Annotated in this window: 23 protein-coding genes and 1 pseudogene; 11 read left to right on the top strand and 13 right to left on the bottom strand. The window is 40.0% G+C overall.

Features of this window, described 5'->3' with window-relative positions:
* Nucleotides 1-16 precede the first annotated feature (16 nt).
* The 6 genes from Q0X66_RS09600 to Q0X66_RS09575 all read right to left on the bottom strand — a co-directional run bounded on the left by Q0X66_RS09600 (nucleotide 17) and on the right by Q0X66_RS09575 (nucleotide 8,436).
* Nucleotides 17-1,882 (bottom strand): M1 family metallopeptidase, encoded by a 1,866-nt coding sequence (locus Q0X66_RS09600; RefSeq protein WP_297705740.1) that lies wholly within the window; start codon nucleotides 1,880-1,882, stop codon nucleotides 17-19.
* 12 nt (nucleotides 1,883-1,894) lie between these two features.
* Complete coding sequence (locus Q0X66_RS09595) at nucleotides 1,895-3,523, bottom strand: S8 family peptidase (RefSeq protein WP_297705738.1); 1,629 nt, start codon at nucleotides 3,521-3,523, stop codon at nucleotides 1,895-1,897.
* A gap of 13 nt (nucleotides 3,524-3,536) precedes the next feature.
* Entirely contained in the window at nucleotides 3,537-4,433 is an 897-nt protein-coding gene (locus Q0X66_RS09590; protein WP_297705736.1) for an SMP-30/gluconolactonase/LRE family protein, read from the bottom strand.
* Nucleotides 4,417-5,277 carry an MBL fold metallo-hydrolase gene (locus Q0X66_RS09585; protein WP_297705734.1) on the bottom strand — a complete coding sequence of 287 codons (861 nt, stop codon included), beginning with the start codon at nucleotides 5,275-5,277 and terminating at the stop codon, nucleotides 4,417-4,419. The genes Q0X66_RS09590 and Q0X66_RS09585 overlap by 17 nt, the downstream gene beginning before the upstream one ends.
* Before the next feature lie 73 nt (nucleotides 5,278-5,350).
* Nucleotides 5,351-7,576: a SulP family inorganic anion transporter gene (locus tag Q0X66_RS09580; RefSeq protein ID WP_297705731.1), complete on the bottom strand. Its 2,226-nt coding sequence runs from the start codon at nucleotides 7,574-7,576 to the stop codon at nucleotides 5,351-5,353.
* On the bottom strand, nucleotides 7,573-8,436 hold the full coding sequence (locus Q0X66_RS09575) for a universal stress protein (protein WP_297705729.1): 864 nt from the start codon (nucleotides 8,434-8,436) through the stop codon (nucleotides 7,573-7,575). Before Q0X66_RS09575 ends, Q0X66_RS09580 begins: the two co-directional genes overlap by 4 nt.
* Nucleotides 8,437-8,621: 185 nt before the next feature.
* On the opposite strand from Q0X66_RS09575, the gene Q0X66_RS09570 reads away from it, so the two are divergent.
* Nucleotides 8,622-10,457: a sodium:proton antiporter gene (locus Q0X66_RS09570; RefSeq protein WP_297705727.1), complete on the top strand. Its 1,836-nt coding sequence runs from the start codon at nucleotides 8,622-8,624 to the stop codon at nucleotides 10,455-10,457.
* A gap of 111 nt (nucleotides 10,458-10,568) precedes the next feature.
* On the opposite strand, the gene Q0X66_RS09565 is transcribed toward Q0X66_RS09570, so the two are convergent.
* The 3 genes from Q0X66_RS09565 to Q0X66_RS09555 all read right to left on the bottom strand — a co-directional run bounded on the left by Q0X66_RS09565 (nucleotide 10,569) and on the right by Q0X66_RS09555 (nucleotide 13,847).
* Nucleotides 10,569-10,802 (bottom strand): GTP-binding protein LepA, encoded by a 234-nt coding sequence (locus tag Q0X66_RS09565; RefSeq protein WP_297705724.1) that lies wholly within the window; start codon nucleotides 10,800-10,802, stop codon nucleotides 10,569-10,571.
* Nucleotides 10,803-10,891: 89 nt separating this feature from the next.
* Entirely contained in the window at nucleotides 10,892-12,688 is a 1,797-nt protein-coding gene (lepA, locus tag Q0X66_RS09560; protein WP_297705722.1) for a translation elongation factor 4, read from the bottom strand.
* Nucleotides 12,689-12,740: 52 nt separating this feature from the next.
* Nucleotides 12,741-13,847 (bottom strand): hypothetical protein, encoded by a 1,107-nt coding sequence (locus tag Q0X66_RS09555; protein WP_297705720.1) that lies wholly within the window; start codon nucleotides 13,845-13,847, stop codon nucleotides 12,741-12,743.
* Between the two features lie 38 nt (nucleotides 13,848-13,885).
* On the opposite strand from Q0X66_RS09555, the gene Q0X66_RS09550 reads away from it, so the two are divergent.
* The 3 genes from Q0X66_RS09550 to dusB all read left to right on the top strand — a co-directional run bounded on the left by Q0X66_RS09550 (nucleotide 13,886) and on the right by dusB (nucleotide 18,754).
* A complete protein-coding gene (locus tag Q0X66_RS09550) occupies nucleotides 13,886-15,109 on the top strand; it encodes a M28 family peptidase (RefSeq protein WP_297705718.1) in 1,224 nt (407 codons plus the stop codon).
* Between the two features lie 187 nt (nucleotides 15,110-15,296).
* Complete coding sequence (locus tag Q0X66_RS09545) at nucleotides 15,297-17,708, top strand: outer membrane beta-barrel family protein (RefSeq protein WP_297705716.1); 2,412 nt, start codon at nucleotides 15,297-15,299, stop codon at nucleotides 17,706-17,708.
* 53 nt (nucleotides 17,709-17,761) lie between these two features.
* Nucleotides 17,762-18,754, top strand: a complete 993-nt coding sequence (gene dusB / locus Q0X66_RS09540; protein WP_297705715.1) for a tRNA dihydrouridine synthase DusB — start codon at nucleotides 17,762-17,764, stop codon at nucleotides 18,752-18,754.
* Here dusB and Q0X66_RS09535 read toward each other — a convergent pair whose 3' ends face one another.
* Both Q0X66_RS09535 and rbfA read right to left on the bottom strand, forming a co-directional pair.
* A complete protein-coding gene (locus Q0X66_RS09535) occupies nucleotides 18,755-19,960 on the bottom strand; it encodes an FtsX-like permease family protein (protein ID WP_297705713.1) in 1,206 nt (401 codons plus the stop codon).
* Nucleotides 19,961-20,124: 164 nt separating this feature from the next.
* Entirely contained in the window at nucleotides 20,125-20,517 is a 393-nt protein-coding gene (rbfA, locus tag Q0X66_RS09530) for a 30S ribosome-binding factor RbfA (RefSeq protein WP_297705711.1), read from the bottom strand.
* 60 nt (nucleotides 20,518-20,577) lie between these two features.
* Between rbfA and mce the strand changes: the two genes are divergently transcribed.
* The 6 genes from mce to Q0X66_RS09500 all read left to right on the top strand — a co-directional run bounded on the left by mce (nucleotide 20,578) and on the right by Q0X66_RS09500 (nucleotide 25,102).
* Nucleotides 20,578-20,982, top strand: coding sequence for a methylmalonyl-CoA epimerase (gene mce, locus Q0X66_RS09525; protein ID WP_297705710.1), 405 nt, complete (start codon nucleotides 20,578-20,580; stop codon nucleotides 20,980-20,982).
* Between the two features lie 57 nt (nucleotides 20,983-21,039).
* Entirely contained in the window at nucleotides 21,040-22,881 is a 1,842-nt protein-coding gene (locus Q0X66_RS09520; protein WP_297705708.1) for a pyruvate kinase, read from the top strand.
* Between the two features lie 194 nt (nucleotides 22,882-23,075).
* Complete coding sequence (locus Q0X66_RS09515; RefSeq protein WP_297705706.1) at nucleotides 23,076-23,327, top strand: helix-turn-helix domain-containing protein; 252 nt, start codon at nucleotides 23,076-23,078, stop codon at nucleotides 23,325-23,327.
* Between the two features lie 3 nt (nucleotides 23,328-23,330).
* Entirely contained in the window at nucleotides 23,331-23,666 is a 336-nt protein-coding gene (locus Q0X66_RS09510; RefSeq protein ID WP_297705705.1) for a HipA N-terminal domain-containing protein, read from the top strand.
* On the top strand, nucleotides 23,663-24,670 hold the full coding sequence (locus Q0X66_RS09505; RefSeq protein WP_297705703.1) for a type II toxin-antitoxin system HipA family toxin: 1,008 nt from the start codon (nucleotides 23,663-23,665) through the stop codon (nucleotides 24,668-24,670). Before Q0X66_RS09510 ends, Q0X66_RS09505 begins: the two co-directional genes overlap by 4 nt.
* Before the next feature lie 240 nt (nucleotides 24,671-24,910).
* Nucleotides 24,911-25,102, top strand: a complete 192-nt coding sequence (locus tag Q0X66_RS09500) for a hypothetical protein (RefSeq protein ID WP_297705701.1) — start codon at nucleotides 24,911-24,913, stop codon at nucleotides 25,100-25,102.
* 173 nt (nucleotides 25,103-25,275) lie between these two features.
* Here Q0X66_RS09500 and Q0X66_RS09495 read toward each other — a convergent pair whose 3' ends face one another.
* Complete coding sequence (locus Q0X66_RS09495; RefSeq protein WP_297705699.1) at nucleotides 25,276-25,788, bottom strand: hypothetical protein; 513 nt, start codon at nucleotides 25,786-25,788, stop codon at nucleotides 25,276-25,278.
* A 668-nt stretch (nucleotides 25,789-26,456) separates the two neighbouring features.
* Here Q0X66_RS09495 and Q0X66_RS09490 point away from each other — a divergent pair.
* Nucleotides 26,457-26,684 (top strand): SHOCT domain-containing protein, encoded by a 228-nt coding sequence (locus Q0X66_RS09490; RefSeq protein WP_297705697.1) that lies wholly within the window; start codon nucleotides 26,457-26,459, stop codon nucleotides 26,682-26,684.
* A gap of 99 nt (nucleotides 26,685-26,783) precedes the next feature.
* Here Q0X66_RS09490 and Q0X66_RS09485 read toward each other — a convergent pair.
* Nucleotides 26,784-26,970: pseudogene (locus Q0X66_RS09485) on the bottom strand (hypothetical protein); the annotation flags it as partial.

Genomic DNA, 26,970 nt, shown 5'->3' with positions numbered 1-26,970 from the left:
GGGCCTGAGTACTTAATTACTCAGGAGCTTGCCAAACATTGTTTTCAAGGTTTATATCGGCCATTAGCTGCGAAGGGTCAATTATTACCGCTTTGAGAGAACTGACAGGTTTATCAATAACAAATTCAAATACAGGATAAGCCCATGGCCAATCTGGTAAAATTGTTCTCTCAATATTTGGATAAGGATTATCTTTTTGCCCTCTCATAATACGCAATGGAGTATAAAAAGTTTCTCTTGTTCCATCCTCATAAACCAAAAGAAGGTCAATTGGCATTGGCATAAGGCCTTTTCTTTCCAGGATTATTTTGGTTTTATCACTTTCAGCTTTAACTTCTTTTATTCCATAGTCAATGGTATTTGTGGTTTCTGTCCAATCCAAAAGATACCAGTCTAACTCTATACCGGACACCTTCTCAGCCGTTCTTTTGATATCATTTGGGATAGGGTGTTTAAACTTAAAGTTATCATAATAAGACCTAAGCGTTTCCATCAATTTATCCTGTCCTATCACATACCCCAATTGGGATAAAAATATAGATCCTTTATTATAGGCAGAAATGCCATAGGCCGAATTAAGATTATATCTGTCGGCATGAGTTGTTTGAGGTTGTTCCTTCCCGGATTGTTCTAACGAAATATAGCTGTTATAAGTACTTTCAAACGGATTAGCTTTCTCCTGATTCATCACTTCGTTCATGCATAAACTCGAAATGAATTGGGTAAAGCCTTCGTCCATCCATGCATGTTTTAATTCATTGGTAGCCAATAAATGTTGAAACCAGGAATGCGCTAATTCATGAATCGTAACACCAACCAGGCTTTCAAACTTTCTCTCCCCGGTAATAAGTGTACCCATGGCATATTCCATACCACCATCTCCACCCTGTATTACCGAATATTGATCATATGGATACATGCCAATATTCTTATTAAAAAATGTCATGGCTTCTGCGGTCTTCGGCTGAAAATTTTTCCAGTTTTCAAGAAGTTCCGGCTTGTTTTTATAAAAGAAATGTAAAGTTGGGCCGTTTTCCATCTTTAGTGAATCATGAATATATTCAGGGTCGGCGGCCCACATAAAATCATGTACCATAGGAGCTTTAAAGTGCCAGGTAAGTGTTTTACCCCCGGATTTTTTGACTTTACTTCCCGGGGCTTCATAGCCATGACCTATTTCCTGAGGGTTTTGTAAATAACCACTTCCCCCTACAATGTAATTTTTATCCAGTGTAAGTTTAACATCAAAATCACCCCAGACTCCGTGAAACTCTCTCCCTATATATGGATCTGCATGCCACCCTTCAAAATCATATTCGGCCAGTTTAGGATACCATTGGCTCATGGATAGTGCAACTCCTTCAGAATTATTCCTTCCGGCACGTCTTATTAGTACAGGAACCTGCCCCTCAAATTTCATAACAAATGTGCATTTACCTCCAGAGGGAATTGGTTTAGCCAAACTCACCTCCAGCACGGTACCTTCAAGACTGAAAGAAACATTTTCTCCATCCTGTGTAAGGGAAGAAGCTCTTAGATAACCAATCTCATCAGGATTGAGATTAGCGATCCGACTTTGGCCATTTGCAAACATTCTCCCATCAGGATCCTGAATATTTTGCAATCTAATATCCATTTCGCTCCCCGGCTGAAATGCGTTAAAGTACATATGAAAATACACACGACTTAAATCATCAGGTGAGTTGTTAGAATAGACCAAAGTTTGAGTGCCTTTATATTGGTAATTTTCAACATTCACGAAAACTTCCATTTTGTAGTCAACGTGCTGTTGCCAATAAGAATGATTTGTTTGAGCCTGCAGACTTACCAAACCTGCCAACAGGACAAGAATGATTTTGGGGAATTTATTCTTTAAAACCATTTAATATAAAAATTATAAACTTTTAGAAAGATTACTCGCCATTATTAAGGCATTATAGGCGTTGACCATCTTTCCCGATTTAGAAACCTGATTAAAAGGTTTGGTTTTTTCAGCATCGCCGGACAAAACAACTGAAGCACTGGAACTCAACCCCGATTCAATTAAGACACGCTTTACTTGAGGAGCCGTAAGTTTTGGGTAATAGGAGCGAATAAGTGCCGCTATTCCTGCAACCATTGGCGCAGCCATTGATGTACCGCCCTGAAACTCGTATTCATTTTCTGGCATTGTTGAATAGATATGTCCACCGGGCGCGAAAACATCAACATTCATTTTGCCGTAGTTAGAAAATGAAGCAACCATTTCTGAACCATATTTATCGTCCAGGGCACCTACCGTGATAAGGTTGTCTGCTATTTCATTACCGTTAATATCGGCTTGATCATTTGGAAAGTTCGTATTATTGGGATTATCCAGGTCCAGGCCATCGTTGCCTGCAGCATGTACAATAAGTACGTCATTGTCTGCTGCATATTTTATGGCGTCATAAACCCAATCTGAATTCGGGGAATAGGATTTACCAAAGCTTGCATTGATAATTATTGCTCCATTATCAACGGCATATCGGATTCCAAGAGCGATATCTTTATCGTATTCATCACCGTTGGGTACTGCCCGGATACTCATTATTTCCACATTGTTAGCAATTCCGTTTACTCCCAGCCCGTTGTCGCGTTCGGCAGCAATAATCCCGGCAACGTGTGTTCCATGACTTTCATCTTTTACCCTGTTATTAGGATTTCCGTTACCATAACCCAAATCCATTAGGTCATAAGGATTGTCACCTACTATTTTCCTGCCGTCATAATCCAAATTCAAATGATAATTCAATCGCCCATTAAAATAGTCGATGCCCCTGTTTAGTTGTTTATAAACAGCAGGGATGCTATCAGCAAAACTATACATCTGCTTAAGTGTTGCAACATATTTAAGCAAGGCCTCATCTTCTGTTTGAATAGCAATAACATCTTTTTTGGAATACTCATTTTTTCCTAAATGTTTTTTTATAGCTGCATCCGACTCTTTAACAGAACTTAGAATCTGCTCATATCGTACTTTGTTTTGCGTTGCTTCTGAAAACTCTTTCTGATGTTCGGCTTTAGCTTTTTCCTGAATGGCATTATCGCCTAATTTAAGCTTAATGATTCTTGTATATTCTAATTGCTCATCAAAGGCTTCACCTAAAAAGTTATATCCGTGTATGTCGTCAATGTAACCATTGTTATCATCGTCCAAACCATTACCGGCACGCTCTCCTTTATTGGTCCAGATAACATCATCAAGATCTTCATGACCAAGGTCAATACCGGCATCCAATACGGCTACGATAACTTTTTTGCCTTTTTTATTTTTAATAATATCATTATAAACTTGGTTAAGGCTGATACCCGGGATGGTATCCGAAATTAAATCTGCATGCCCCCAGGTTTTATTCTCTTCATCTGTGAGTTCAGATATTTTCAATGGTGTGGTATCAATATTTTCAATTGGGGTCAATACCAGGGCTGTACTGCCGCATCCGGCAAGAAAAACCATAACGAGGCTCGAATATAAAGCCGATTTTAAATGTTTAACAGTCATATTAAATTTATGTTTATCGATTTATTTTATAATAATAACTTCCAGGCGACAAAGCTACAAATGTTTCAAGACAACCTCTGTCTGCCATTGTAACATAACAATTAAGTCCTTTTTCCCCGCCAAAGGCAATGTTAGAGGGCTTTTTGCCCTTTAAAAGCACCTCTTTCAGAATCTTTCCTTCCGGAGATACAATAGCGATAGTACCTTTGTCATAGCGCGTGAGATAAAGATTTCCTTGCATATCACATCGCATTCCATCCAGTCCAAAATCCGTAAAGTTTATAAATTTCTTTTTGTTGCTTAGCTTTCCATCCTCCAGAATATCATATTTCCACACTACCCTTTGTACAGATTCATTCACATAGAGGGTTTTATTATCCGGACTAACTTCTACGCCATTGGTGGTTCCCATTCCTTCTTCAATTAATACAATTTCCCTTTCGGGGCTAACCATCCAAAGCTTGCCCGTACTTTCAGCCCAATTTGGATCACTGAGGTATATTACCCCTTCGGGGCCAATGGCAAGGTCATTGGGTTGATTCATAGTTGAATCCTGTGCCCATACTTCAGGGACTTTTGTGCCTTTTTTAATTCTGTAAACTTTATGACCCAAATAATCTGCGATAAACATATTCCCATCAAGATCAAAACGTATGCCATTGCCAATACTGCCTTCCGGCAAACTAATAAAAACTTCACCTTCCCCTGCTTTATTTACTTTACCAATGGTACCTTCCCTGGCAAAATTTACCGCAAAAAGCTCTCCATTTCCGTTTACGGCAGGCCCTTCAATACCAGCTGTGAAAGCAAATTCCGCTGTAAAATCTTCACTGCGCTGTGGTTCATCTTTACAGCTGTAAAGCGTAAAAAGAAAAAATAGACCAATTAATATATTAATTAAAAATCTCATTAAACGTATAACTTTTATTAAGTCTAACCCCCTTTTCGGTATGTGTTACTGTACAAACTTCATTATGTGCATCGTGCTCCATAAACAAATAATAATTATTGTCTGCAGCGGTGTTCAAAAAAGCTGCCTTTTCCTTAAGAGTGATTAAGGGTCTTGTATCATATCCCATTATATATGGTACCGGAATATGCCCAGCAGTTGGCAGTAAATCTGCCATAAAAACCAGGGTTTTGCCTTTATATAGGATATGAGGCAACATCTGTTTGTCTGTATGCCCGTCTGCAAACAAAACTCCAAAATCCAGCTCAGAGTTTTTTAGAAAGGGTTGTTCTGTACGATCTATAAATTTTAACCGCCCGCTTTCTTCCATTGGGAGTAGATTTTCTTTTAGAAAAGAAGCCTTTTCCCGTGGATTGGGGTGTGTGGCCCAATTCCAATGATCTTTGTTGGTCCAGTAATGAGCATTTTTGAACGCAGGTTCATATCCTGTGTGATCCTTATTCCATTGAATGCTCCCGCCACAATGGTCAAAATGAAGGTGAGTGAGAAACACATCAGTAATATCATCCCGGTGAAACCCAACTTCTTTTAAGGATGCATCAAGGGAGTAATTACCCCACCGGTAGTAATAACTAAAAAATTTATCGGATTGTTTATTGCCCATACCTGTATCGATAAGAACAAGCCGACTTCCTTCTTCAATAAGGAGCAATCTGGCGGCAATATCAATCATATTATTTCCGTCTGCCGGATTGGTTTTGTTCCACAGGGATTTGGGCACTACACCAAACATTGCACCTCCGTCTAATTTAAAATTTCCGCTTTCAATGGGATATAAAATCATTCAAGAAATCTGAGTCGTCTGCAAAATAACAAAAGCTCTAATGATTATCCTTAAAATTAGAAGTTTTTAACAATCAATGAAGAATCTTTTTATGCTGTACCAGGTTATGCAACTGCTGGCCAAAATAAATCATCCTTTTTATTTCCTGAACACCCAGCAGACGTTCTTTTTTTAAAATGAGCAAAGAAGAACCATTAGATTCGATATGATAGTAGGGATGGCTTTCAAGGAATAAAACCATTTCATCTGTGAAGAGTTCCTGTATCGCTTTTTCATTTTCTCCGCTGAGGTTAAAACGCCTGTTGAAATCCGGATGGTTTTCAATGCTTATATCTTTGAATCCTGCGAGAGAATAAATTAATTGCAATAAACCTTCCTTGTCCAGGGTAAAAACGGGGATATCAACGTCTAATTTAATATGCATCATTGTGGTTTTTACGACTTCTTTTGCGATAAAGGCACCTTCGGTCCATTCCAGATCAAAGACCCTACAGCCATTTTTTGCATCCTTTAAAAGATTATAGAAATAGCCAATTTCTCGGGTATGGAAGAAGACAAAATTCTTCAAAAAAGAAGTTTTGGTGTTTTTTTTGGCTATATACCTCCAGCCGTAATCCATAGCCGCTTCTTCCAGGTCTTTTTGTCTTTTTGTAAAATACCGTTCAATTGGTTTCAGAGCAGCAACGGGTAATATTTTGCGAATGGCAAAGGGATGAAAGGAATCGGCCTCATGTTTATCCAAACCAATAAGTTCAATGCTTCCCCCTTTTTTGTCAAAAGCGGTATTATAGTTCTCCAGACCCTCCAGGACGGTATGATCCACAAAACTGCACATGGAAAAATCCAGCACTACATGCTCGTTTTCCGGGACTGCGTCCAGTTTATCCTTTAGTTTATGGAAATTCAGGAAGCTGCAAAAATATTTTACACTCACATAAAAATTCCCTTCATCCTTTTCTTTAAAAAGAAGGATATTGGGTTTAAACAAATGGCTAAGGAACAGGGAAATACTTTTATTAATAACCATATGAATTAAAATCGTAACCAAAATCCCGACCCCAATTCCTGTAATAAGGTTTGTAAATAAGGTGGTAAGTAAGGTGGTTAAAAAAATTAGTATTTGCTCTTTCCCCACGCGCGCAATTTTTCTGAATGATTCAGGATCTGCCAACTTATATCCCGTATACACCAAGATGGCTGCTAATGCCGCCAGGGGTATCCGCTTAAGCTGCTCCTGAAAAACAAGTACAAAGCCTACCAGAAACAGGGCGTGGAAGAAATTTGCAGACCTGTTGGTAGCCCCGCTATTTACGTTAACCGAACTTCTGGCAATTACCGTTACTACATTCAGACCCCCTAATAATCCACTAACGGTTGTGGCCAATCCAAGCGCTTTCAGGTCCTTATTGACATTAGATCTTCGGTTTAACGGATCAAGCTTATCCACAGCCTTTATACTTAACAAGGATTCTATACTCGCTATCAGGGTAATAGCAAAAACCGCAAGGATAAACTGTTTATCCCACATCTTGGCAAAATCAGGGAATGCAAGATTAGACAACACATTATCAGGAATGGATACTAAAAAATCTAGCCCAATGGGATAGGGTTTGCCAAGGAGCGTATAGATGTAACTTAAACCGACCGACAGGATCAATATCCACATAGGTGCAGGGATGAGCTGAAAGAACTTGTTCCTTATTTTAGAATAAAAGACCATGATCAGGAGACTAACAATTCCTATTACTGAGGCAAACAACATATCATCGCCTGCCTTATTTACTAAGTCCAGTAAGTCATTTGGGATGGTAAGCAATAACTCTATGATTGTACCTCTGGAGTTGTTATGGCCCACCATAATATGAAATTGCTTCGCCAGAATACCTATTCCAATTGCGGCGAGCATACCTTGTATGGCTGAAGCCGGAAAGAAATCGGCCAAACGACCCATTTTTAAAAACCCCAGAAGAAGCATCAAGATGCCGGAGAACACTATGGCGGCTAAGGTGAATAAATAACCCTGGTACAAATCCCCTTCACCAAGGACAGTAATTGCCCCTAATAATACAATGACCAGGCCATTACCGGGCCCGGCAATGGTAACCTTAGAACCCCCCAGTAGTGCAACTATAATGCCTCCTACTACCGCCGCGATTATACCCGAAATAGGTGGGGCTTCACTTGCTAAAGCCAATCCCAGGCCAAGGGGAAGCGCAATAAGCGACACCACGAAGCCCGAAAAAATGTTTTTGGGCAGGGATTTAATAAAAAGGTTGGTATTGTTGGTTTTTGCGGTCAATCTTTTTTGCGTATAATCAATAAATCAGTGGGTAAATCAGACAAAATATATTCAAGGTCATGAGGGAAAATACGATCTAAAAGACCTGTTTTTTTTGGGGCATTCATTACTAGTAAATCTGCTCGTACGACCTCTGCATAATGACCTATGGAATAGCCCCGTTTCCCAAAAATACTCTGCATTTTTACCTTAATGTTTTTAAAGAAATTTTCCGGCAGAGTATTCAGGATTTTACGTACCCTGGAATCTTCTCTTTGTTTTAGTCTTTCTTTCATGATATTTGCTTTCTTTAAGGATCGGTCATCTTCAACAGTAACATGAATTTCTTGCTGCCTGATCTCTTCTACAATGGTTACCTGCTGTGCCCCCAAAGCGTTACCTACATAAAATGCATCTAAGATAGCAACAGGTGTTTCCGGCGCATCCAGGCCATTTACCACAATATGCTTGCAGGGCATGCGATCTGCTGTGGGTTTTATAAGCAACAAAACCGAACAGTTTACTTTTCGGGTCAGGTTTCTGGCTATACTTCCCACATAGAATTGATACATATTTTCATGCTGTAGCGCACCAAGCATCAATAAATCGATATTGTATTTAGTACAGGCCTCCGAAATTACTGAGACCGGTTTTCCTTGTTCCCACTTAATTTCTATGGCATCATCGGGAAAGTCAATTTTCTTCAGGAGTGCATTAATAATACCTGATTTTTCCTCAGTTTTTTCCCCAACATGAAGTAGAATTAATTTGGCATTAAAAAAATGTGCAATTCGCGTGGTTTCCAGAATATTTATTTCCAGAGTGGGCGAAAAAGCAAAACCGAATAAAATTCTCTTAAAAGGATGGGGATGCGTTTCCATTACTTTTATTTTGGTTGAATATAACACATATATACCTATTATGATCGATGAATTAAAATTCCAAATAAGGGCGTCCTTGAATTATTATCCGGACTTATGTGTTATAAACACTTGAAATTCTATTTCTTGAACTATTCCTAATCGAAATTCATTTTAATTACTATTTTTAAAGTCAAAGGAAAAAGATGTTAGAACTAGCCGGGATAATTATTTTAGGGATCGTCGCGCAGTGGTTTGCATGGCGTTTAAAACTGCCGGCCATCCTGCCCCTAATTCTAATTGGTCTTCTCGTAGGGCCCATAGCCACTTTGTATACCGCGGATGGTTCTAAACTAATAGAACCAGTCTGGAATGGAGAAAAAGGACTATTCCCGGGTGAGGGGCTATATTATTTTCTTTCACTTGCAATTAGCATAATATTATTTGAAGGGGGCCTGACACTTAAGCGTTCCGAGATTAGAAATGTGGGCCCTGTAATTACCAAACTAATAACCGTGGGAACTCTGGTTACTTTTTTTGGAGCAGGCGTTGCGGCTCATTTTATTTTTGGCCTTAGCTGGAAAATTTCTTTTTTGTTTTCAGCTCTGATCATTGTTACCGGTCCTACAGTTATTACGCCTATCCTTCGAAATATTCCTTTGAAAAAGGATGTTTCCGCAGTTCTAAAATGGGAGGGAATTTTAATTGATCCAATTGGCGCATTGGTGGCAGTACTTGTATTTGAATTTATCAGTGTTGGCGAAGGACAGGAATATACAAAAACAGCATTAATAGATTTTGGTAAGATTATACTTTTTGGAACTACTTTCGGCTTCACTTTCGCCCATGCGCTGGCGTTTATTATCAGAAAGAAATACGTGCCTCACTATTTATTAAATGTGGTTTCCTTGTCTGTCGTGCTGCTGGTATATGTGGAATCTGATATTCTGGCACACGAATCCGGTCTTCTTGCGGTTGTGGTTATGGGCTTGGTTATGGGCAATATGGACCTGCCAAACATTAAAGAGCTGTTGTATTTCAAGGAATCCCTGAGTGTGTTGCTTATTTCTATCCTCTTTATTTTGCTGGCGGCTAATATTAACATCAGTGATATGGAGTTGATATATAACTGGAACACTGTGATGATATTTCTTGTAATCGTCTTTGTGATTCGGCCTATTGGGGTTTTTCTAAGTACAAAAGGCTCTGATTTAAAATTGAATGAAAAATTTTTTATAAGCTGGGTTGGCCCCAGGGGGATTGTAGCTGCAGGGATTGCATCACTTTTTGGTTCCAAATTGCTTCTAAAGGGCGAACCCGGCGCAGAATATATCACTCCACTGGTTTTTATGGTTGTATTAGGTACCGTTTTATTAAATGCTACTACCGCACGCTATGTAGCCAGATTGTTAGGGGTATTTCTAAAACACTCTGAAGGAATTTTAATTTTAGGCGCATCCAAAACGTCCAGGCTTCTTGCCAGTTACCTGAAGAAGAACAACAGGCATGTGGTTTTGATTGACACTAACCATGCAAATATTGATGCGGCCAAAAAACTTGGGCTCGAGGCCATGGTGGCCGATGTGTATTCAGACACCCTTACAGATGATATAGAGCTTAATGATATGGGATATTTAATGGCACTTACAGGTAGTCCTGAAATCAATGAATATGCCATTGACAAGTTTAGAGATCAACTTGGAGAAAATGGCTCCTTCAGACTTGTCAGTGCTGATGAGATGAACCACCCTGAGAAAAACCCTAAGGAAGGCCTCTTCTCACAGAATGATGATTTTATTAAAATGATGGAAGTTACCAGACGTTATCCTGCGCTTCACGAAATAGAACTAAAGAATGCCAACCATTACAAAAAACTAATGGATATTACCAAAGAAGATGACGAGATTATCCCGGTATTTCTAAAAGCTTCGGATGGGAAGGTATCTATCATATCCTCGTCCGGTGCAAACTCTGAATCAATTTCGGATGGTTCTAAACTGGTTTATTTGGGCAAAATGTTTGATTTGGATAAAATACACTGAATCAGGAAGCATGCTAAGCCTGTGATTTTGAAACTTTCGAATTCATAAAATCTATTTGAACCAGAAATCCACTGTCTGGCAGCAGGCTTCAGGGAATATCAAAAATTTGAATTAACCATTAAATGGGGCAGTTTTAGTAATTTCTACAGAAATGTCTTCTAAAGTAACATTGTGTTTTTCGCCTGCCAGTAAGTTGTAAAAATGAATTGAGGACTCTCTTTTTATCTTACCCTGGAGTAATTCAGGGTCAATTTCACCGCCTTCTTGTTTCCAGGTAAAAACGGAATGCTGCAGTATCTGTATAGTCTTATGGGCAGCTTTAAATTCAGCAATATAAGTCGTCATTTATGGGGAATTTTAAACTATATCTATTAACTAAACGGATTCAAAATTATTGTATTTTCCTACAAATAATCTAAGTAAAAAGAAGAAAACTAGTCGTTCAATTTAAGAACAGCCATAAACGCTTGCTGAGGTATTTCAACATTGCCTACCTGCCGCATGCGTTTTTTACCTTTCTTTTGTTTTTCCAACAGTTTTCGTTTCCTTGAAATATCGCCACCATAACACTTGGCGGTTACGTCTTTTCGCAGTGCTTTAATGGTTTCCCTGGAAATAATTTTGGCGCCAATGGCAGCCTGTATTGGAATATCGAACTGTTGCCTTGGAATTAATTCCTTTAATTTTTCACACATTCTTTTGCCTATATAGTGTGCATTGTCATAATGGACAAGGGCAGATAAGGCATCAACGGGTTGCGCATTCAGCAAAATATCAACACGTACCAGTTTAGATACCCGCATGCCAATAGGAGAATAATCAAATGAGGCATAGCCTTTAGAAACTGTTTTAAGCCTGTCGTAAAAATCAAATACGATCTCTGCAAGGGGCATGTCAAAATTTAGTTCAACACGTTCCGTAGTCAGATACGTCTGATTGGTAATTTGCCCCCTCTTATCAATACAAAGAGACATTACATTTCCTACAAAATCTGATTTGGTAATTATTGTGGCCTTTATATAAGGCTCTTCAACCCTTGCAACGGTTGAAGGATCCGGAAGGTCGCTCGGGTTATTAACAATCAATGGAACATCCGGATTTTTTGTGGTAAAGGCATGATAACTAACGTTTGGTACCGTAGTGATGACCGTCATATCAAATTCCCTTTCTAACCGCTCCTGTATAATCTCCATATGCAGCATTCCAAGAAAACCACATCGAAAACCAAAACCGAGAGCCGCACTGCTTTCCGGAACAAACACTAAAGAAGCATCATTGAGCTGCAATTTTTCCATAGAGGAGCGCAGTTCTTCGTAATCCTCTGTATCTACGGGGTAAATACCGGCAAATACCATTGGTTTTACATCTTCAAAACCAGCAATAGCGTTTTTGGTTGGATTGACTGCATCAGTAATGGTATCCCCAACCTTTACTTCCCGCGCCTCCTTTATTCCTGTAATCACGTAGCCAACATCTCCCGCTTTAATACTGGGCTTAGGTTCCTGTGTAAGTTTCAGAGTGCCTACTTCATCAGCAAAATAAGTCTTGCCTGTAGCAACAAACTTAATTTTCTGACCTTTTGTGATAACACCGTTAATAACTTTAAAATAGGTTTCCACCCCCCTGAATGAATTATAAACAGAATCGAAAACCAGGGCCTGTAACGGCTCATCTACGTTCCCTTTTGGAGGAGGAATACGATCAATAATAGCAGTTAAAATAGCTCCGATACCAATGCCTGTTTTAGCACTTGCCGGGATTACATCTTCAGGTTTACACCCTAATAATGCTACAATATCATCTGTTACTTCTTCCTGATTGGCACTGGGTAGATCCACCTTATTTAAAACCGGAATAATTTCAAGATCATTTTCCAGAGCCAGATAAAGGTTAGAAATGGTTTGCGCCTGTATGCTCTGGGCCGCATCAACCACCAAAAGAGCACCTTCACATGCCGCTATTGAGCGCGACACTTCATAGGAGAAATCCACATGACCGGGAGTATCTATTAAATTAAGAATATATGCCTCGCCTTCATATTCGTATTCCATTTGAATAGCATGACTCTTAATGGTAATTCCACGTTCACGTTCCAGATCCATATTATCCAGAAGTTGTTCTTTTTTTTCCCGTTCCGTAACAGAGCCTGTAAAATCTAACAGCCTGTCTGCCAAAGTACTCTTGCCATGGTCTATATGGGCTATAATACAGAAATTACGAATGTGCTTCATTTTCTTAGTCCGGCTATTTCAAATTGGCTGCAAAGATACAGTTTTCTGCTTCTTAATCCTGCCACTCGGCAATAAACAAATTGGTATCGCGGGTTCCGCCATTATTACGGTTACTCGAAAAAACCAAAAATTTGCCATTATTGGAAAATACCGGAAAAGCATCAAAAGTTTTTCCATGTGTAACCCGTTCCAAATTCTTTCCATCTATATCAATAAGATAGAGATTAAAAGGAAAGCCTTTTTCGGCCTCAAAATTACTGGAAAATAGAATCTTTTCCCCTGAAGGATGAAAGAAAGGACTCCAGTTGGCATTACCAAGAAAAGTTAGTTGCTTTAAATCACTGCCGTCAGAATTGCAAATATAAAGTTCCATTTCTGTGGGTTGTACCAACCCCCTGGCAAGTAAATCTTTATATTCGGTTATTGCTTCATCGGTTTTTGGCCTGGAAGCACGGAAAATAATTTTTGTGCCATCCGGAGAGAAAAAGGCACCTCCGTCATAACCCAACTCATCTGTTATTTGTAAAACGTCTGTACCATCTAAATTCATGGTATACAATTCAAGGTCCCCACTTCTTGTAGAAGTAAACACTATTTTATCTCCCTGAGGAGAAACAGTAGCTTCCGCATCATAGCCCGGTTCGTCAGTAAGTTGAGTAACAAGATTCCCTTTTAGATCAGCCACAAATATGTCGAAGGAATCATATACCGGCCAAACGTATTTCCCGTCCTTGCGCAGCGGAACTTCAGGGCATTCTTTCTTGACTAAGTGTGTGGAAGCGTATACGATATGCTCGTTATCAGGAAGAAAATAGGCACAGGTAGTGCGCCCCATTCCTGTACTTATCATGGGGGGTTTGCTATCCTTGAAAGTCTCCTCAGCATTCATAAGAAACATCTGGTCGCACTGCAATTCCCAGCCGGGATTGTTTGACTGAAAAACAAGTTTTCTATCGTCAAAACTCCAATAGGCTTCAGCGTTGTCCCCGCCAAAAGTGACCTGGCGAATAGACTTAAAGTGCTTTTCTTCTTTATAGATCAGGGTATCTGTACCAGCCATAATGGAGTCGGGTTTTTCCTTAGCCGGAATTGGTTCTTTGGAATCGGTTTTGCAACCAAAAAACAGTAATAAAATAAAGAAGTACACCAAAGTTTTCATAGGATGATTAATTTTGTGCCAAATTAAATGCAAAACTGATGAAAAAAATAATTATTAGTGTATTTTTTATACTTGCCTTTGGATGTAAAACTGAACAACCTAAAATACCCACCATGGAAGAAGAGGTTCAGGTCCTGGCAAGTGACGATTTTAAAGGCAGGGAAACCGGGACAGAAGAAGAACTGAAGGCTGCAGATTATATAAGGGGACTAATGGTTGAAATGGGGCTGGAGCCCAAAGGCAATGCAGGAACATATTACCAGACCTTTACATTTAAACCAAAGAAAGACCCGCATCAACAAACAACTTTTCAAAATGCAGGTGACAGCACAATAACCGGGACTAATGTTATTGGTTTTATAGATAATAAGTCTTCAAATACCGTAGTGATTGGCGCTCATTATGACCATTTGGGAACCGGAGGGGAAGGCTCGCTGCACAGAGGTGAACCAGAGGTGCACAATGGGGCAGATGATAATGCCAGCGGCGTGGCGGTACTCCTGGATTTGGCAAATAAGATCAAGGGCCGGGAACTTTCCAATAACTATCTGTTTATTACTTTTTCCGGTGAGGAAATGGGACTATTAGGCTCCAATTTTTTTACAAAAAACCCTACTCTCGATCTGAAAGAGGTTGCTTATATGTTTAACCTGGACATGGTGGGCAGGCTAAGGGAAGACAAAACACTTTCGGTTAGTGGCACCGGGACTTCTCCAATCTGGCCACAAGTATTAAATGCGTCTAATTCAGGGTTTAAATTGGTGTTAAACGAATCGGGCGTGGGCCCATCTGATCATACCTCTTTCTATTTGCAAGATATCCCGGTCTTACATTTTTTTACAGGACAGCATGAAGATTATCACAGGCCCTCAGATGATGCAGAGAAATTGAATTATGATGGGATGCGGCAGATAAGTTCCTATTTGTTAAGCCTTGTTGTAGAATTGGATGACGATAATAAGCTGGCATTCAGAAAAACCAAAAATGAAAGCGAAGAAGTGCCTAGATTTAAAGTGACGCTTGGTGTAGTCCCTGATTATCTGTTTGATGGGAAAGGCATGCGCATTGATGGAATAAGCGAAGAAAAACCTGCTCAAAAAGCAGGTTTACAGAAAGGAGATATTGTCATACAACTAGGGGATAGTACTGTTGTTGATATGATGAGCTATATGCGCGCCCTGTCCACTTTTGAACCTGGCGATACAACCTCAGTGCGGGTATTGCGCAATGACCAAACACTTAAAAAGCCAATCACATTCTGATTTCCACATAATTGTACCAATTAAAAGGCCCCGCTGTTTGGGCAACCAGCCATATCCGGTAAAAGGTGTAAAGAATTGCGCGCAATGGTCCGGGGCAAACCAAAAAGACAGCCAGATGTAATAGCTTCCTTTTTTTTGTAAATAAAGTAAATTATTTAATAGCTTTACCGACTAAACCTACCAATCTGTGAGATTCCCCGTACTATTCTTCTTAGGAATATTACCCTTAGCCATGGCCGGTCAGACCTTTGAGGTAACCGGATCTGTAAGGGATACAGAGGGGAAACCAATTCCATTTGCAAACGTAATACTCCTGAAAGCATTGGATAATACCCAGGTAAATGGAATTTCCGCAGATGACTCGGGGCGCTTTAACTTAAAAGGGATTCCGGAAGACGTATACTATTTGCAGGCAAGATACTTCGGATATAAATCTACATTGGTTCCACTGGAAATAAAACGAAATATAAAAATTGGCGCTCTTGTATTGGAGCCCGATAGCGAATGGTTGAATGAGGTGGTTGTAACCGGCCAGAAACCGACTATAGAACGAAAGGCGGACCGGATTATTTTTAATGTTGAAAATACGGTAGTTGGTGAAGGAAGCAGCTGGGATGTTCTCCGTAATGCCCCCGGGGTCATTATTGTACAGGACGCTTTGGAAATTAGAGGGCGACCGGCGACAGTTTATCTCAATGATCGTAAAGTGCAACTATCCGAAACCGAAATCCAGGAATTTTTAAAGGGGCTTTCAGGAGATATTATTTCCTCAGTAGAAGTGATCCCGAATCCTCCTGCCAGTTATGAAGCTACAGATGCGTCCATTGTCAATATCCGCACCAAAGAAAATGTAGTACCAGGCTATAAGGGAAACCTTAGAGGACAATATACACAGGCCTTCTATCCTAAATACAGCTTTGGTACCAGTCATTATTTCAAAAATGACAAAGTTGGAATTTTTGCAAATTATGTAATCAATCCAAGAAAAGAGATTAAAAAAGCAGATAGCCATATTAATTTTATTAATGATCAAGGGGATGTATTTGCCGCCTGGAATACGTTATTAGATCAAACTACACGTTCTCAGGACCAGCAGGTGAATTTGATCCTGGATTACAAACCGAGCGAGCGCGATCTGTTAAATTTCACATCCAACCTTAGCTTTTCCCCAAATAAACGATTTGTAAATAGGCTGGATACCGAAATGCGGAACGGCTCAGGAGTGCTCGATTCCACAATGCAAACCAATAGCGCTGTTGAAGATGACTTAACAAACCTTTCCTTTGATCTCAATTATGATCGTAAGCTGAAGAAAGAGGGAGCAACAATAAAGGCCAATGCACACTATACTTACTATGAATTATCACGGTTGCAACAAGGATCCAGCGATTATTTTGATCCCTCCGGGGCCTTTATACGAAATTTTACTTTTTCTACAGACGCCCTTCAGGACATCAATATTTTTACGGGGCAGGTAGATTTTTATACGCCAATAAAATCCGGCAGTTTTGAGACCGGACTCAAAGGCTCTTGGATTAATACGAATAGTGGGATTGATTATTTTGATGTAAATGACAATCAACCCCCTTTTGATATTGCCTTGTCGGATAATTTTAAATACCGGGAAGGGGTTTTCGCCGGCTATGCCAGTCTTTCTCAGGATTGGGAGAAATGGTCTCTTAAACTTGGCCTGAGGGCGGAACAAACCAACATAGAATCGAATTCAGAAACTTTGTTGCAGATCAACACACAGAACTACTTTGAACTTTTCCCGTCCCTTTTCCTTACCCGGAAATTTGGCGCAGATCACAGCCTTACCTTTGATTATAGCAGGAAGCTTACCCGCCCTAAATATTCAGACCTGAACCCATTCCGGTATTTTCTCAACGAAAATAATTTCTTTGAAGGGAACCCGAACTTAGTCCCTAATTTCAGCCATAATTTTAATTTAAATCTATCCATCAAGGACACCTATTTCATAGACTTGTACTACAGAGATAATGGACGATATATAAGTAGATTAAGTTTTCAGGACAATCAAAATCAGACCTTAAGACAGATCAAACAGAATGTGCAATCGAGCACCTCTTATGGACTGGATTTTACAATTTCTACTTCTGTCACCCCATTTTGGGTCCTGTATTTTTACAACTCCCTTTTTTATGAAGACGAGACCTTTTTGGCCGTGGAAAGTGCTATTGATACGTATACCAACAAGGTGACCGGTTATTACGGGTATCTGAATAACTCTTTTACACTCTCTAAGGACAGGAGTTTTACCGGGGAAGTTTCTTTGACCTATTTAAGCGGGTTTTTGTTTGGTTCCTATGAGGTCTCTGAGCGCATCGTGCTGAATGTTGGATTGCGTAAGTCTTTATGGGACAACAGGGCGGTGATTTCCCTTTTAACCGAAGACCTCTTAAACAGGGCCAATTCACTGTTTGTTACGCGCTACGCCAATCAGGATAATTCTTTTAAAGAGAACACGGAAACACAGTTTATAAGGTTGGGCTTTATCTATAATCTGGGGAATTACCGACTTAGTAAAACGGATCGCAACATAAAGAAAAGCGAGTTACAACGACTTGATAACGAATAAATACCCTTTAGTTCCTTCTTTATTTTTAATTTTGTCGCGCTAAAAGATACCAGATGCCAAAAATTGGTGACATAGTTCTGCCGGAATTTCCCCTATTACTCGCTCCCATGGAGGATGTGAGTGACCCTCCTTTTCGTGCACTTTGCAAGGAGCAGGGGGCAGATTTGGTGTATACCGAGTTTATTTCTTCCGAAGGCCTTATACGCGATGCAGCCAAAAGCGTTATGAAGCTCGATATTTATGAAAAAGAGCGGCCCGTGGGGATTCAAATTTTTGGCGCAAACCTGGATTCCATGTTGCGTTCCGTAGAGATCGTAGAGAAATCCAAACCGGATATTATCGATATAAACTTTGGCTGTCCTGTAAAAAAAGTAGTAAGTAAAGGCGCGGGTGCAGGTATTTTAAAAGATATTGATTTAATGGTCTCTCTTACCGAGGCTATGGTTAAACATACCCACTTGCCTGTTACCGTTAAAACCAGATTGGGTTGGGATGACAAATCCATAAAAATTGTTGAGGTGGCAGAACGGCTTCAGGATGTGGGCTGTAAGGCTATTTCTATTCACGGGAGAACCCGGGCACAGATGTATAAAGGCAGTGCAGACTGGAGGCCTATTGCTGAGGTAAAAAACAATCCGAGAATGCATATTCCCGTTTTTGGTAATGGGGATATTGATACGCCGGAAGCAGCCAGGCTAATGCGTGATGAATACGGACTGGACGGCGCCATGATTGGCCGTGCAAGTATTGGCTACCCCTGGTTTTTTAAGGAAGTAAAACACTACCTGAAAACAGGGTCACAGCTTGCACCTCCTACCATGGAAGAACGGGTAGAGGCCGCCAGAAGGCATTTGCAGATGGCAATTGACTGGAAAGGGGAGAAGCTGGGTGTTTTTGAAACCCGCAGGCATTACACCAATTATTTTAAAGGAATACCCAACTTTAAGGAATACCGGATGAAAATGGTGACCAGTGATGAGGCACCGGATGTTTTTGCCGCCTTTGATGAGGTGCAGGAGAAATTTGGAAACTATCAGTTTGTATAATCAGGCAAGTAGTTTTTTGGTAACCCTGCTGCTGGCAATTTTAGAGGCAATAATGCCTAATACCACAATAGTTGCCAGAACTACCAACACATTCATTAGTTTGTATTCCACCGGATAAGCCAAAGAGGGTGTTATTTTTAACCACCCAAAAGCCAACTGCGACCAAATAAGCAGGGAAGCGAGAAACAAGCCTATAATTCCACCAAAGCTGGTTACCAGTACTCCCTGGACAAAATAGATACGCCGCAATTCTCTGATCGTAGCTCCAAGATTGTAGAGGGTTTTGGAATTCTGCTGCTTGTCCAGAATCATCATGATAATTGCTCCCACTACATTAAATAAGGCAATGATTAAAACCAGGGTAAAAATTAAATAGGTGGCCAGGTTTTCTGTATTTAGCATGCGATACAGCGCAGTGTTGAGCTGCCGCCTGTTTTTTAGCAGTATTTTGTCGCCAAGTACGGACGTGATCTGGTTTCGGACATCGGCAACATCAGCCAGGGGGTCAAGACTAAAATTAATCCCGGAGATTTGGGTATTGTCTTTTTCGAGGATTACCTGGGCCAGGGCCAGTTGTGTAAAGACGTATTTTTTATCCAGGTTTTCTTCAATGGCGTAAACACCGCTTACCACTACCGGCATATCGTTATAGGGTTTTGCACGCAGGTCCTGTTGAGTGAGCGATCCTTTTCCCGGTTTAGGTGCCAGTATCCGTAACGGATCCTGATAATCGTTTATGGTTAGGCCAAGCAAACTGGCAATCCCCAGGCCCACAACGGTCTGCTGGTTCTTCAGGGCCCAATTCCCCCAGTAAATGGTGCTATCAACTTGTGTAGCTATCCTATAGGCAGTATCCACTCCTTTTATGTAAGCCACACAACTTTTTTGTTTATGCGTAAGATATACCTGCTCTTCCAATTCCTTTGAATAGGAAACCACCCCGGCTATCTCCAATAGCTTTTGTTCCTCTTCAGGGCCAAGAGTAAAAAATTTCCCGTTTTGCGCGGTCGCTTTTAAGTCGGGATCAAAGATGTTGCTAAAGGAAATGCTAAAGGTTTTAAGTCCGGAAAAGCCCGATAATACAATAAAAAGAGCCGCAGACCCTATGACGATCACCAGGAAGGTGATAAAATTTATGATGTTAACCGCATTCTGACTGCTCCTGGAGCGAAGGTATCTTTTTGCTATATAGAAGGGAAAATTCAAGTTAAGTGATTATTTGAAATTTAATTCAATGCTTTTTTGTGATTCCTTTTGCGTACTAGGTCGTTAAAATTTTAAACCATAGCCCTGCTATCCTTAAAAATTTGGCCTAATAATCTATCAAAAGTAATCTATAAAAACTCCAACAACAAAACTCCAAACAATCACTAGGATTTTTTTCTTTTTGGCAAAAGATCCGGATTTGTAATGGGGTTTTCATCCCCTTTCAGAGATTTATCAATGTTCTCTATATAGTCCAGGGAATCATCCAGAAAGAAAGAGAGTTCCGGCATACGTCTGAGCTGATGTCTGGTTAGTTGGGCCAATTGGTGCTTAATAAGTGGCTGGTTAGATTTTATCCCTTCCAGAAGTTCATCTGCCTTTTTTGTAGGGAAGATACTTACATAGACCTTGGCAATAGAGAGGTCTGTAGTCACGTAAACTTTGGAGACAGAAATAAGGGTACCATGCAAGCCGCCGTCGGTTGCTGCGCGCTGCAAGATATCAGCCAGATCTTTTTGAATTACCCCGGCAATTTTTTTCTGTCGCTGTGTTTCCATAGGGCAAAAATACGTACTTTAGAGGTTACTAAAAAACAATCGCAAACAAGTTGGTAATCAATGAATAAAATAGAGCATATTGGCATTGCAGTTAAGGATATTGAAGGATCTAAGCTGGTGTTTGAAAAACTTTTTGGCACGGAGCAATACAAAGTAGAGGAAGTAGCCTCAGAAGGAGTAAAAACCTCTTTTTTTAAGATGGGCCCCAATAAGATAGAGTTGTTGGAAGCTACCAGGGAAGACAGTCCTATAGCAAAGTATATAGAAAGAAAAGGGGAGGGGATACACCATATCGCTTTCGAAGTAGATGATATAGTAAAAGAAATTGAGCGCCTGAAGGGGGAAGGCTTTATAGTTTTGAATGAAACCCCCAAAAAGGGTGCCGACAACAAGCTGGTGGCATTTCTCCATCCTAAAAGCAGCAATGGCGTTTTGGTAGAGCTCTGCCAGGAGATAAAGGGGTAGAAGTAGTACTTCCTTGTTTGTTTTTATTCCTGCTCCCGGCTGTTAAAGGAAGATGCAATGACAGAAATTGGCAAAAAAGAAGAAAAAATACAATGGCTTATTAGTGAGATTTCAGCAATCGTAGCACGATTGGAGCATTTCGAGGCCAAAGCTTCCACCGAACTTTCCGAGGTCCATCCTAAATTTTTTAAAAGTGCCCGTAATCTTATCCATTACCGTGCGCTTCGCAAAGAAGATATAAGGCCAATCCAGAAAAAACTTGCGAATCTGGGGCTTTCCCGGCTCGACAAACCAGAAAGCCATGTTATGGCAAGTTTGTTGGCCAGTAAGGCCATCCTGGAGGGCTTTCTGAACAATGAACCCATTAAAAAGCACAAGGCCGATTTAACTTTCAAGAAAAGTAACCGGATGGGTAAATCTAATGCAAAAGCGCTATTGGGATACCGTTCTAAGGGAAGACGCACCCGTATAATGGTTACCTTACCTACAGCAGTTGCCTATGATTATCAGTTGGCCCATGATATGATTGCCAGCGGAATGAATTGTGCGCGTATAAATTGTGCACATGACAGTGAAAAGGAATGGAGCCTGATGATCGGACACATTAGGGCAGCTTCTGAAAAATTGAAAAAAAAATGTAAGATCTCAATGGATTTGGGAGGCCCGAAAGTGCGGACAGGGGCATTGACAGCCGGTCCAAAAGTTATAAAATTCCGACCCACAAAGGACGTGAGGGGCAATGTTATTAAAGATTGTGAGCTCTGGATGGGCCCGGTTCCTCATCCCAAGGCCGAGCTGTCGCATTTGCCTGTGGCATTAACAAGTTTGGAAAAGCTCAAAGCAGGAGACAGCTTGTTCTTTAAGGATACCCGAAACAAGAAAAGGGAATTTACAATTACAAAAACGACAAAAAATGGCTGTGTTGCCCAATGTGGTAAAACCACTTTTCTGGAAACGGGCATGAAATTATATACCAATTCAGAGTATTCTTCTCCTCCAATCGTGGTAGGGGAAATCCCCAGGGTGGAACCATACATAAGGCTGCACACCGGAGATTTTTTACTATTGCATAAGGATGTTGTTCCCGGGAAGCCTGCACTTAGGGATAAGGAAGGCAATTTAATAAGCCCGGCACAAATTTCCTGTACCTCAGCGGAAGTATTTGAGCAGGTAGGGGAAGGCGAATCTATCTTTTTTGATGATGGCAAGATAGAAGGTATTATTCGCCAACAAAGCCCGGACGAATTGCTCATAGAAATTGTCCAAACCCGGAAAGTAGGAAATAAACTAAGGGCAGACAAGGGAATAAATTTTCCCGGCAGCAAACTGGAGTTCAGCGGTTTAACTGCCAAAGACAAAAAAGATCTCGCATTTGTGGTTCAAAACGCGGATATCGTAAACGTATCATTTGTAAACCGAAAGCAGGATGTAAAAGATCTCATGGCTGAGTTGCAAAAATTAAGTCCTCCAAAAGGATTCGGGATCATCCTTAAGATTGAGACACAAAGTGGATTTAATAATCTGTCTAAAATTCTTTTGGAGGCCATGAAGACCTACCCTGTAGGGGTCATGATTGCAAGGGGAGATCTGGCGATAGAGTGCGGATGGGATAATATTGGCAGGGTTCAAAGGGAAATTCTTTCACTGTGCAGGGCGGCACATATTCCTGAAATCTGGGCAACGCAGGTCCTGGAAAATCTCTCAAAACAGGGGATCCCTTCCCGGGCCGAAATGACCGATGCCGCTATGGCGCAACGCACAGATTGTGTTATGCTTAACAAAGGGCCCTATATTCTCCAGGCCATTAGATTGCTGAGCACCATCTTTAAGGATATGGAGCTATACCAGGAAAAAAATGCACGCCTTTGGCCAGCTATGGAAAGGGCAGATAACCATTGAGTTGTTTCACTGTTATTCTGAACTAATTCACCGAATTTTACAGCGTATTCAAATCAGTACCTTCAGATGCAAAACAAAAAGCTCAAATAAATCAGAGAAAAGTGCATAATATTGCACTTTCTGATTTATTTATCTCAAAAAAGCAATTACTACAACTTAAAAGTGCAATATATAGCATTTATTAATGTTTTTATATGCAAAACCACTATATTTACATTAAAAAGCGCAGTATAATGCACCTTGAAAAACTAGGAAACCTTTTAAAAAGGCGAAGAGAAGTGCTAAATATAACCCAAAGAGATTTGGCTGAACTCTCTAATGTGGGGTTGAGGACATTGAAAGCTCTTGAGAACGGCGAGACAAATCCAACCTTAAACACATTGAATAAAATATTGGAAGTTTTGGGCATGGAATTCAGTATAGCAGTAAGAAAACCTAAATTGTGATAGATGAGAATTGCGGAAGTATATCGAAATGGAGAACTTGCCGGAAAGCTGATAGAACATTCGACTTCCAATTACGATTTTATCTATGATGACAATTGGTTTGCAGATGAAACCGGGCCGGCCATAAGTCTAACGATCCCAAAAACACAAAAGAAGCATCATTCTGCTTATTTATTCCCATTCTTTTTTAATATGCTGTCCGAAGGGGTTAATAAAAAACTCCAATGTCGTCAACTAAAAATAGATGAAAGGGACAATTTCGGATTGCTGATGGCCACAGCAACTCATGATACCATAGGTGCCATAACTGTAAAACCAATTTTGAAAGACAAAGAATGAGCCTTCCTCAAATAAAATATTGTCCGGGGACGCTGGCCAATGGTTTTGAAACCTATAGCCGGAATTGTTTGAATCGTGTTTTTGATGGAAAAAAGGTAAGTCATGTGCTGCCTTATGACCCACCTGAAGAAAGCGAGGAGGTTGCTGAGAAATTCCTGGAAAACCGCAAACGAATATCCATTTCGGGAGTTCAGGAAAAACTATCCCTGGTACTTGAGAAAAACAAATTGCGGTTGACAAGAGAGGGGGAGCAAGGAACCTATATTCTAAAACCAATTCCAGGGGATTTGAAAAAGGTTAATCAAATACCCGCAAATGAACATTTGACCATGCAGATGGCCCGACAAGTTTATGGTATTAACACGGCTGAAAATGCCTTAATCTTTTTTAGCAATGGGGACCCCGCCTATATTACGAAACGTTTTGATGTAAAAGAAGACGGATCGAAACCAGGGGTAGAGGATTTCGCTTCATTGGCCGGAAAAACTTCTGAAAATGATGGTGCGGACTTTAAATATAACTACAGCTATGAAGAAGTAGGAGAATTGATACGGCAATATGTACCGGCCTTTATCGTTGAATTGGAAAAATACTTTCAACTGGTAGTGTTCAATTATTTGGTTTCTAATGGCGATGCTCACTTGAAAAATTTTTCGTTATTGGAAACCGCCAATGGGGACTATACACTTAGCCCTGCCTATGATCTGATCAACACAAGAATTCATGTGAATGATACTGATTTTGCCTTGAATGAAGGGCTGTTCAAAGATGGTTTCGAATCAGACGAAGCAAAGACAAATGGTCGTGTAGGGCTACAGGACTTTCAAGAATTCGGTAAAAGATTGGGTATCAAGGAACAACGGATGGAGAAGCTATTAAATCCATTCCGTGCAAAGCAAAATCTTGCAGAATCATTGATTCAACGCTCCTTCTTAAATCCTGAGACCAAGGAAATCTATTTAAAAGAATACCAATTTCGATGGAAACAAATCAACAAGACATGATTAGATCGCTTTGCTCCTGGACCAAGGGAGCAAAAAATTAAAATTCCATCCCGATAGCTCCTTCTCCATGGTATTACGAAGGAGAAGCTATCGGTACCAAAATCAATCCAATGCCGAGTGTATTACAACCAAACCCAATAGATTTGTCGCCATTGGCTGGTTAAAATATCTTACCGACCCGCCCACAAGTCAGGGGCGGGGGTACATTAATGGAGCCTTACAAATTCAACCCTGCGATTTTTGGCTTTTCCTTCCCGGGCCGAAATGACCGATGCCGCTATGGCGCAACGCACAGACTGTGTTATGCTTAACAAAGGGCCCTATATTCTCCAGGCCATTAAATTGCTAAGCACCATTTTTAAGGATATGGAGCTTTACCAGGAAAAGAACGCACGCCTTTGGCCTGCCATGGAAAGGGCAGATAACCATTGAGTTGTTTTACTGTGATTCTGAACTAATTCACCGAACTTCCACAAAATGATCTAATACTCCTGCAAAAGGAAAAAACGTCTAAATCGCCGTTTCGCAACGGTCAGTTATCCAAGGAGTAAGTCCTTTGGAAAATGGGCATGGACCTATATGTCCTTAGAAAAGGCAAAAGACCGTTAGTACGTTAACGTACCTTCACCATTATTGGTATGGACTCCTGTATTGGGTCCTGTAAAAGTAACTATGCTATACAGTCTTAAATCTCCGGTAGCAAATTCAAACCTGCCTGTACCTCCATCAAAAATGTAGTCGGTATAATCCACGCCAGATCCGACTGAATAGAAATATAGCTCGTCTCCGTTTGCGGCTACCAGAGTCCCGTTAAGGGTATTAATTTCTTCAAAATTGGTACACCAAATGATTGAAAGTGAAAATTTGCCTAGATGGGTGGCATTACCTATCCCCTCGACATTACCCTGGGCCAAAGGAGCACATTCCTCTCCTTCAATGGTGAAAGTCCCTTCTGATCGTATCTTTAAGGGCCTGGTTACAGCTTTAGAAGCTTTAGAAGCCGCTAAATTCTGCTCGGATTGCACCAGCACCGCCTCTTCCAAAGGGTCTAACAGTGGATCTTCGTTACAGCTTAAAAGAAAACCTGCTAAAATGGCAATTAATAAAATAGTTCTCATGAGTTTATTTATTTAAATTAATAATCAAGAAAATACTTACAACTAAAGTAAGGCATATAGGAGAACAAGTCAATGACCATAATCATATCAATGTCCATAATCATTAGGTATCAGATATCTTTATTATCCGGAAAAGCTAAATATGGAACATAAGTAGTATTAAAATGGTTTCTTAAATGGTTAGGGTTAAAGAGGGGATAATTGATATATGGTTGGTTGAAGATGATATTCAAATCTCCTTAAGAACATATCTATCGCATAAAGGACATACTTAGTATTGCCATCCAAATAAATATCTAAAAACTTGCCTTTGCAAATACAGTGTCGTATTGCTTATCTTATGATTGCATCTTGTATTCGTAGAGCGCTATTATCCTAAATTAATTATTTACAACGCATTTATAATGCAGGAAAAGCATTTAAAATTCAGTCTGGATAAAAAATAGCCTCATTAATAGCGACTACAATGGTCTGAATATATTTTTTAACTTGCACTTCAAAATTCTCAGAATAATGTTCAATTTAATTTTATTGATTAGTCCTTTGGCGATTGGTCCATTTCAGATTATAGTAATCATTATGTTCGGATACCTCTTCTGGCGTTTGATCAAGTATATTGTTGAAAGTTTCAAAAGCAAGGATTAAAAGTCAAATTAAAATCTTGAAATATGGAAGGCATAGTGCAATTTTTACCAATGATAGTTCTTTTTGTGGTTGGATACCTCTTCTGGCGTCTTATCAAGTATATTGTAGAAAATTTCAAAAGCAAAGAACATAAAGCCAATTATCTAGATGAATTGAGGGAATTAGGAAATTTACAAAAGGAAGGAGTAATAACGGTAGAAGAATTTGAAAAACAAAAAAAGAAAATACTTGATTCCCAAAAGATTCAATAAATTATTAAACATGAAGTATTATTGAAGGTTATTTAGCAAAAATGAGGAGACCTTGAATTGGGTGCAGCTAGCAAGATTTTTGAGTATTAGAAATAAATCCTAAATCTCCTTAGGACTATTGCTATACTTATTCAGACTCTCTCCTTCTTTGAACACTCCTTTACCTGTTATCTCATCCTTTTCATTGTCCCAAATAACCTCAACAAAGAACTTGTCTATTGCATTATGGCAGGCTGCCCAGTACTTTCTAGAACAGTATACCAGAAGCCACCTTCCATATTGATTT

The organism is uncultured Eudoraea sp. (assembly GCF_947260015.1).
In the GTDB taxonomy this organism is placed as follows: domain Bacteria; phylum Bacteroidota; class Bacteroidia; order Flavobacteriales; family Flavobacteriaceae; genus Eudoraea.
Note: the sequence above shows the minus strand (reverse complement) of the source record. Positions and strands in the feature narration are given on the sequence as shown.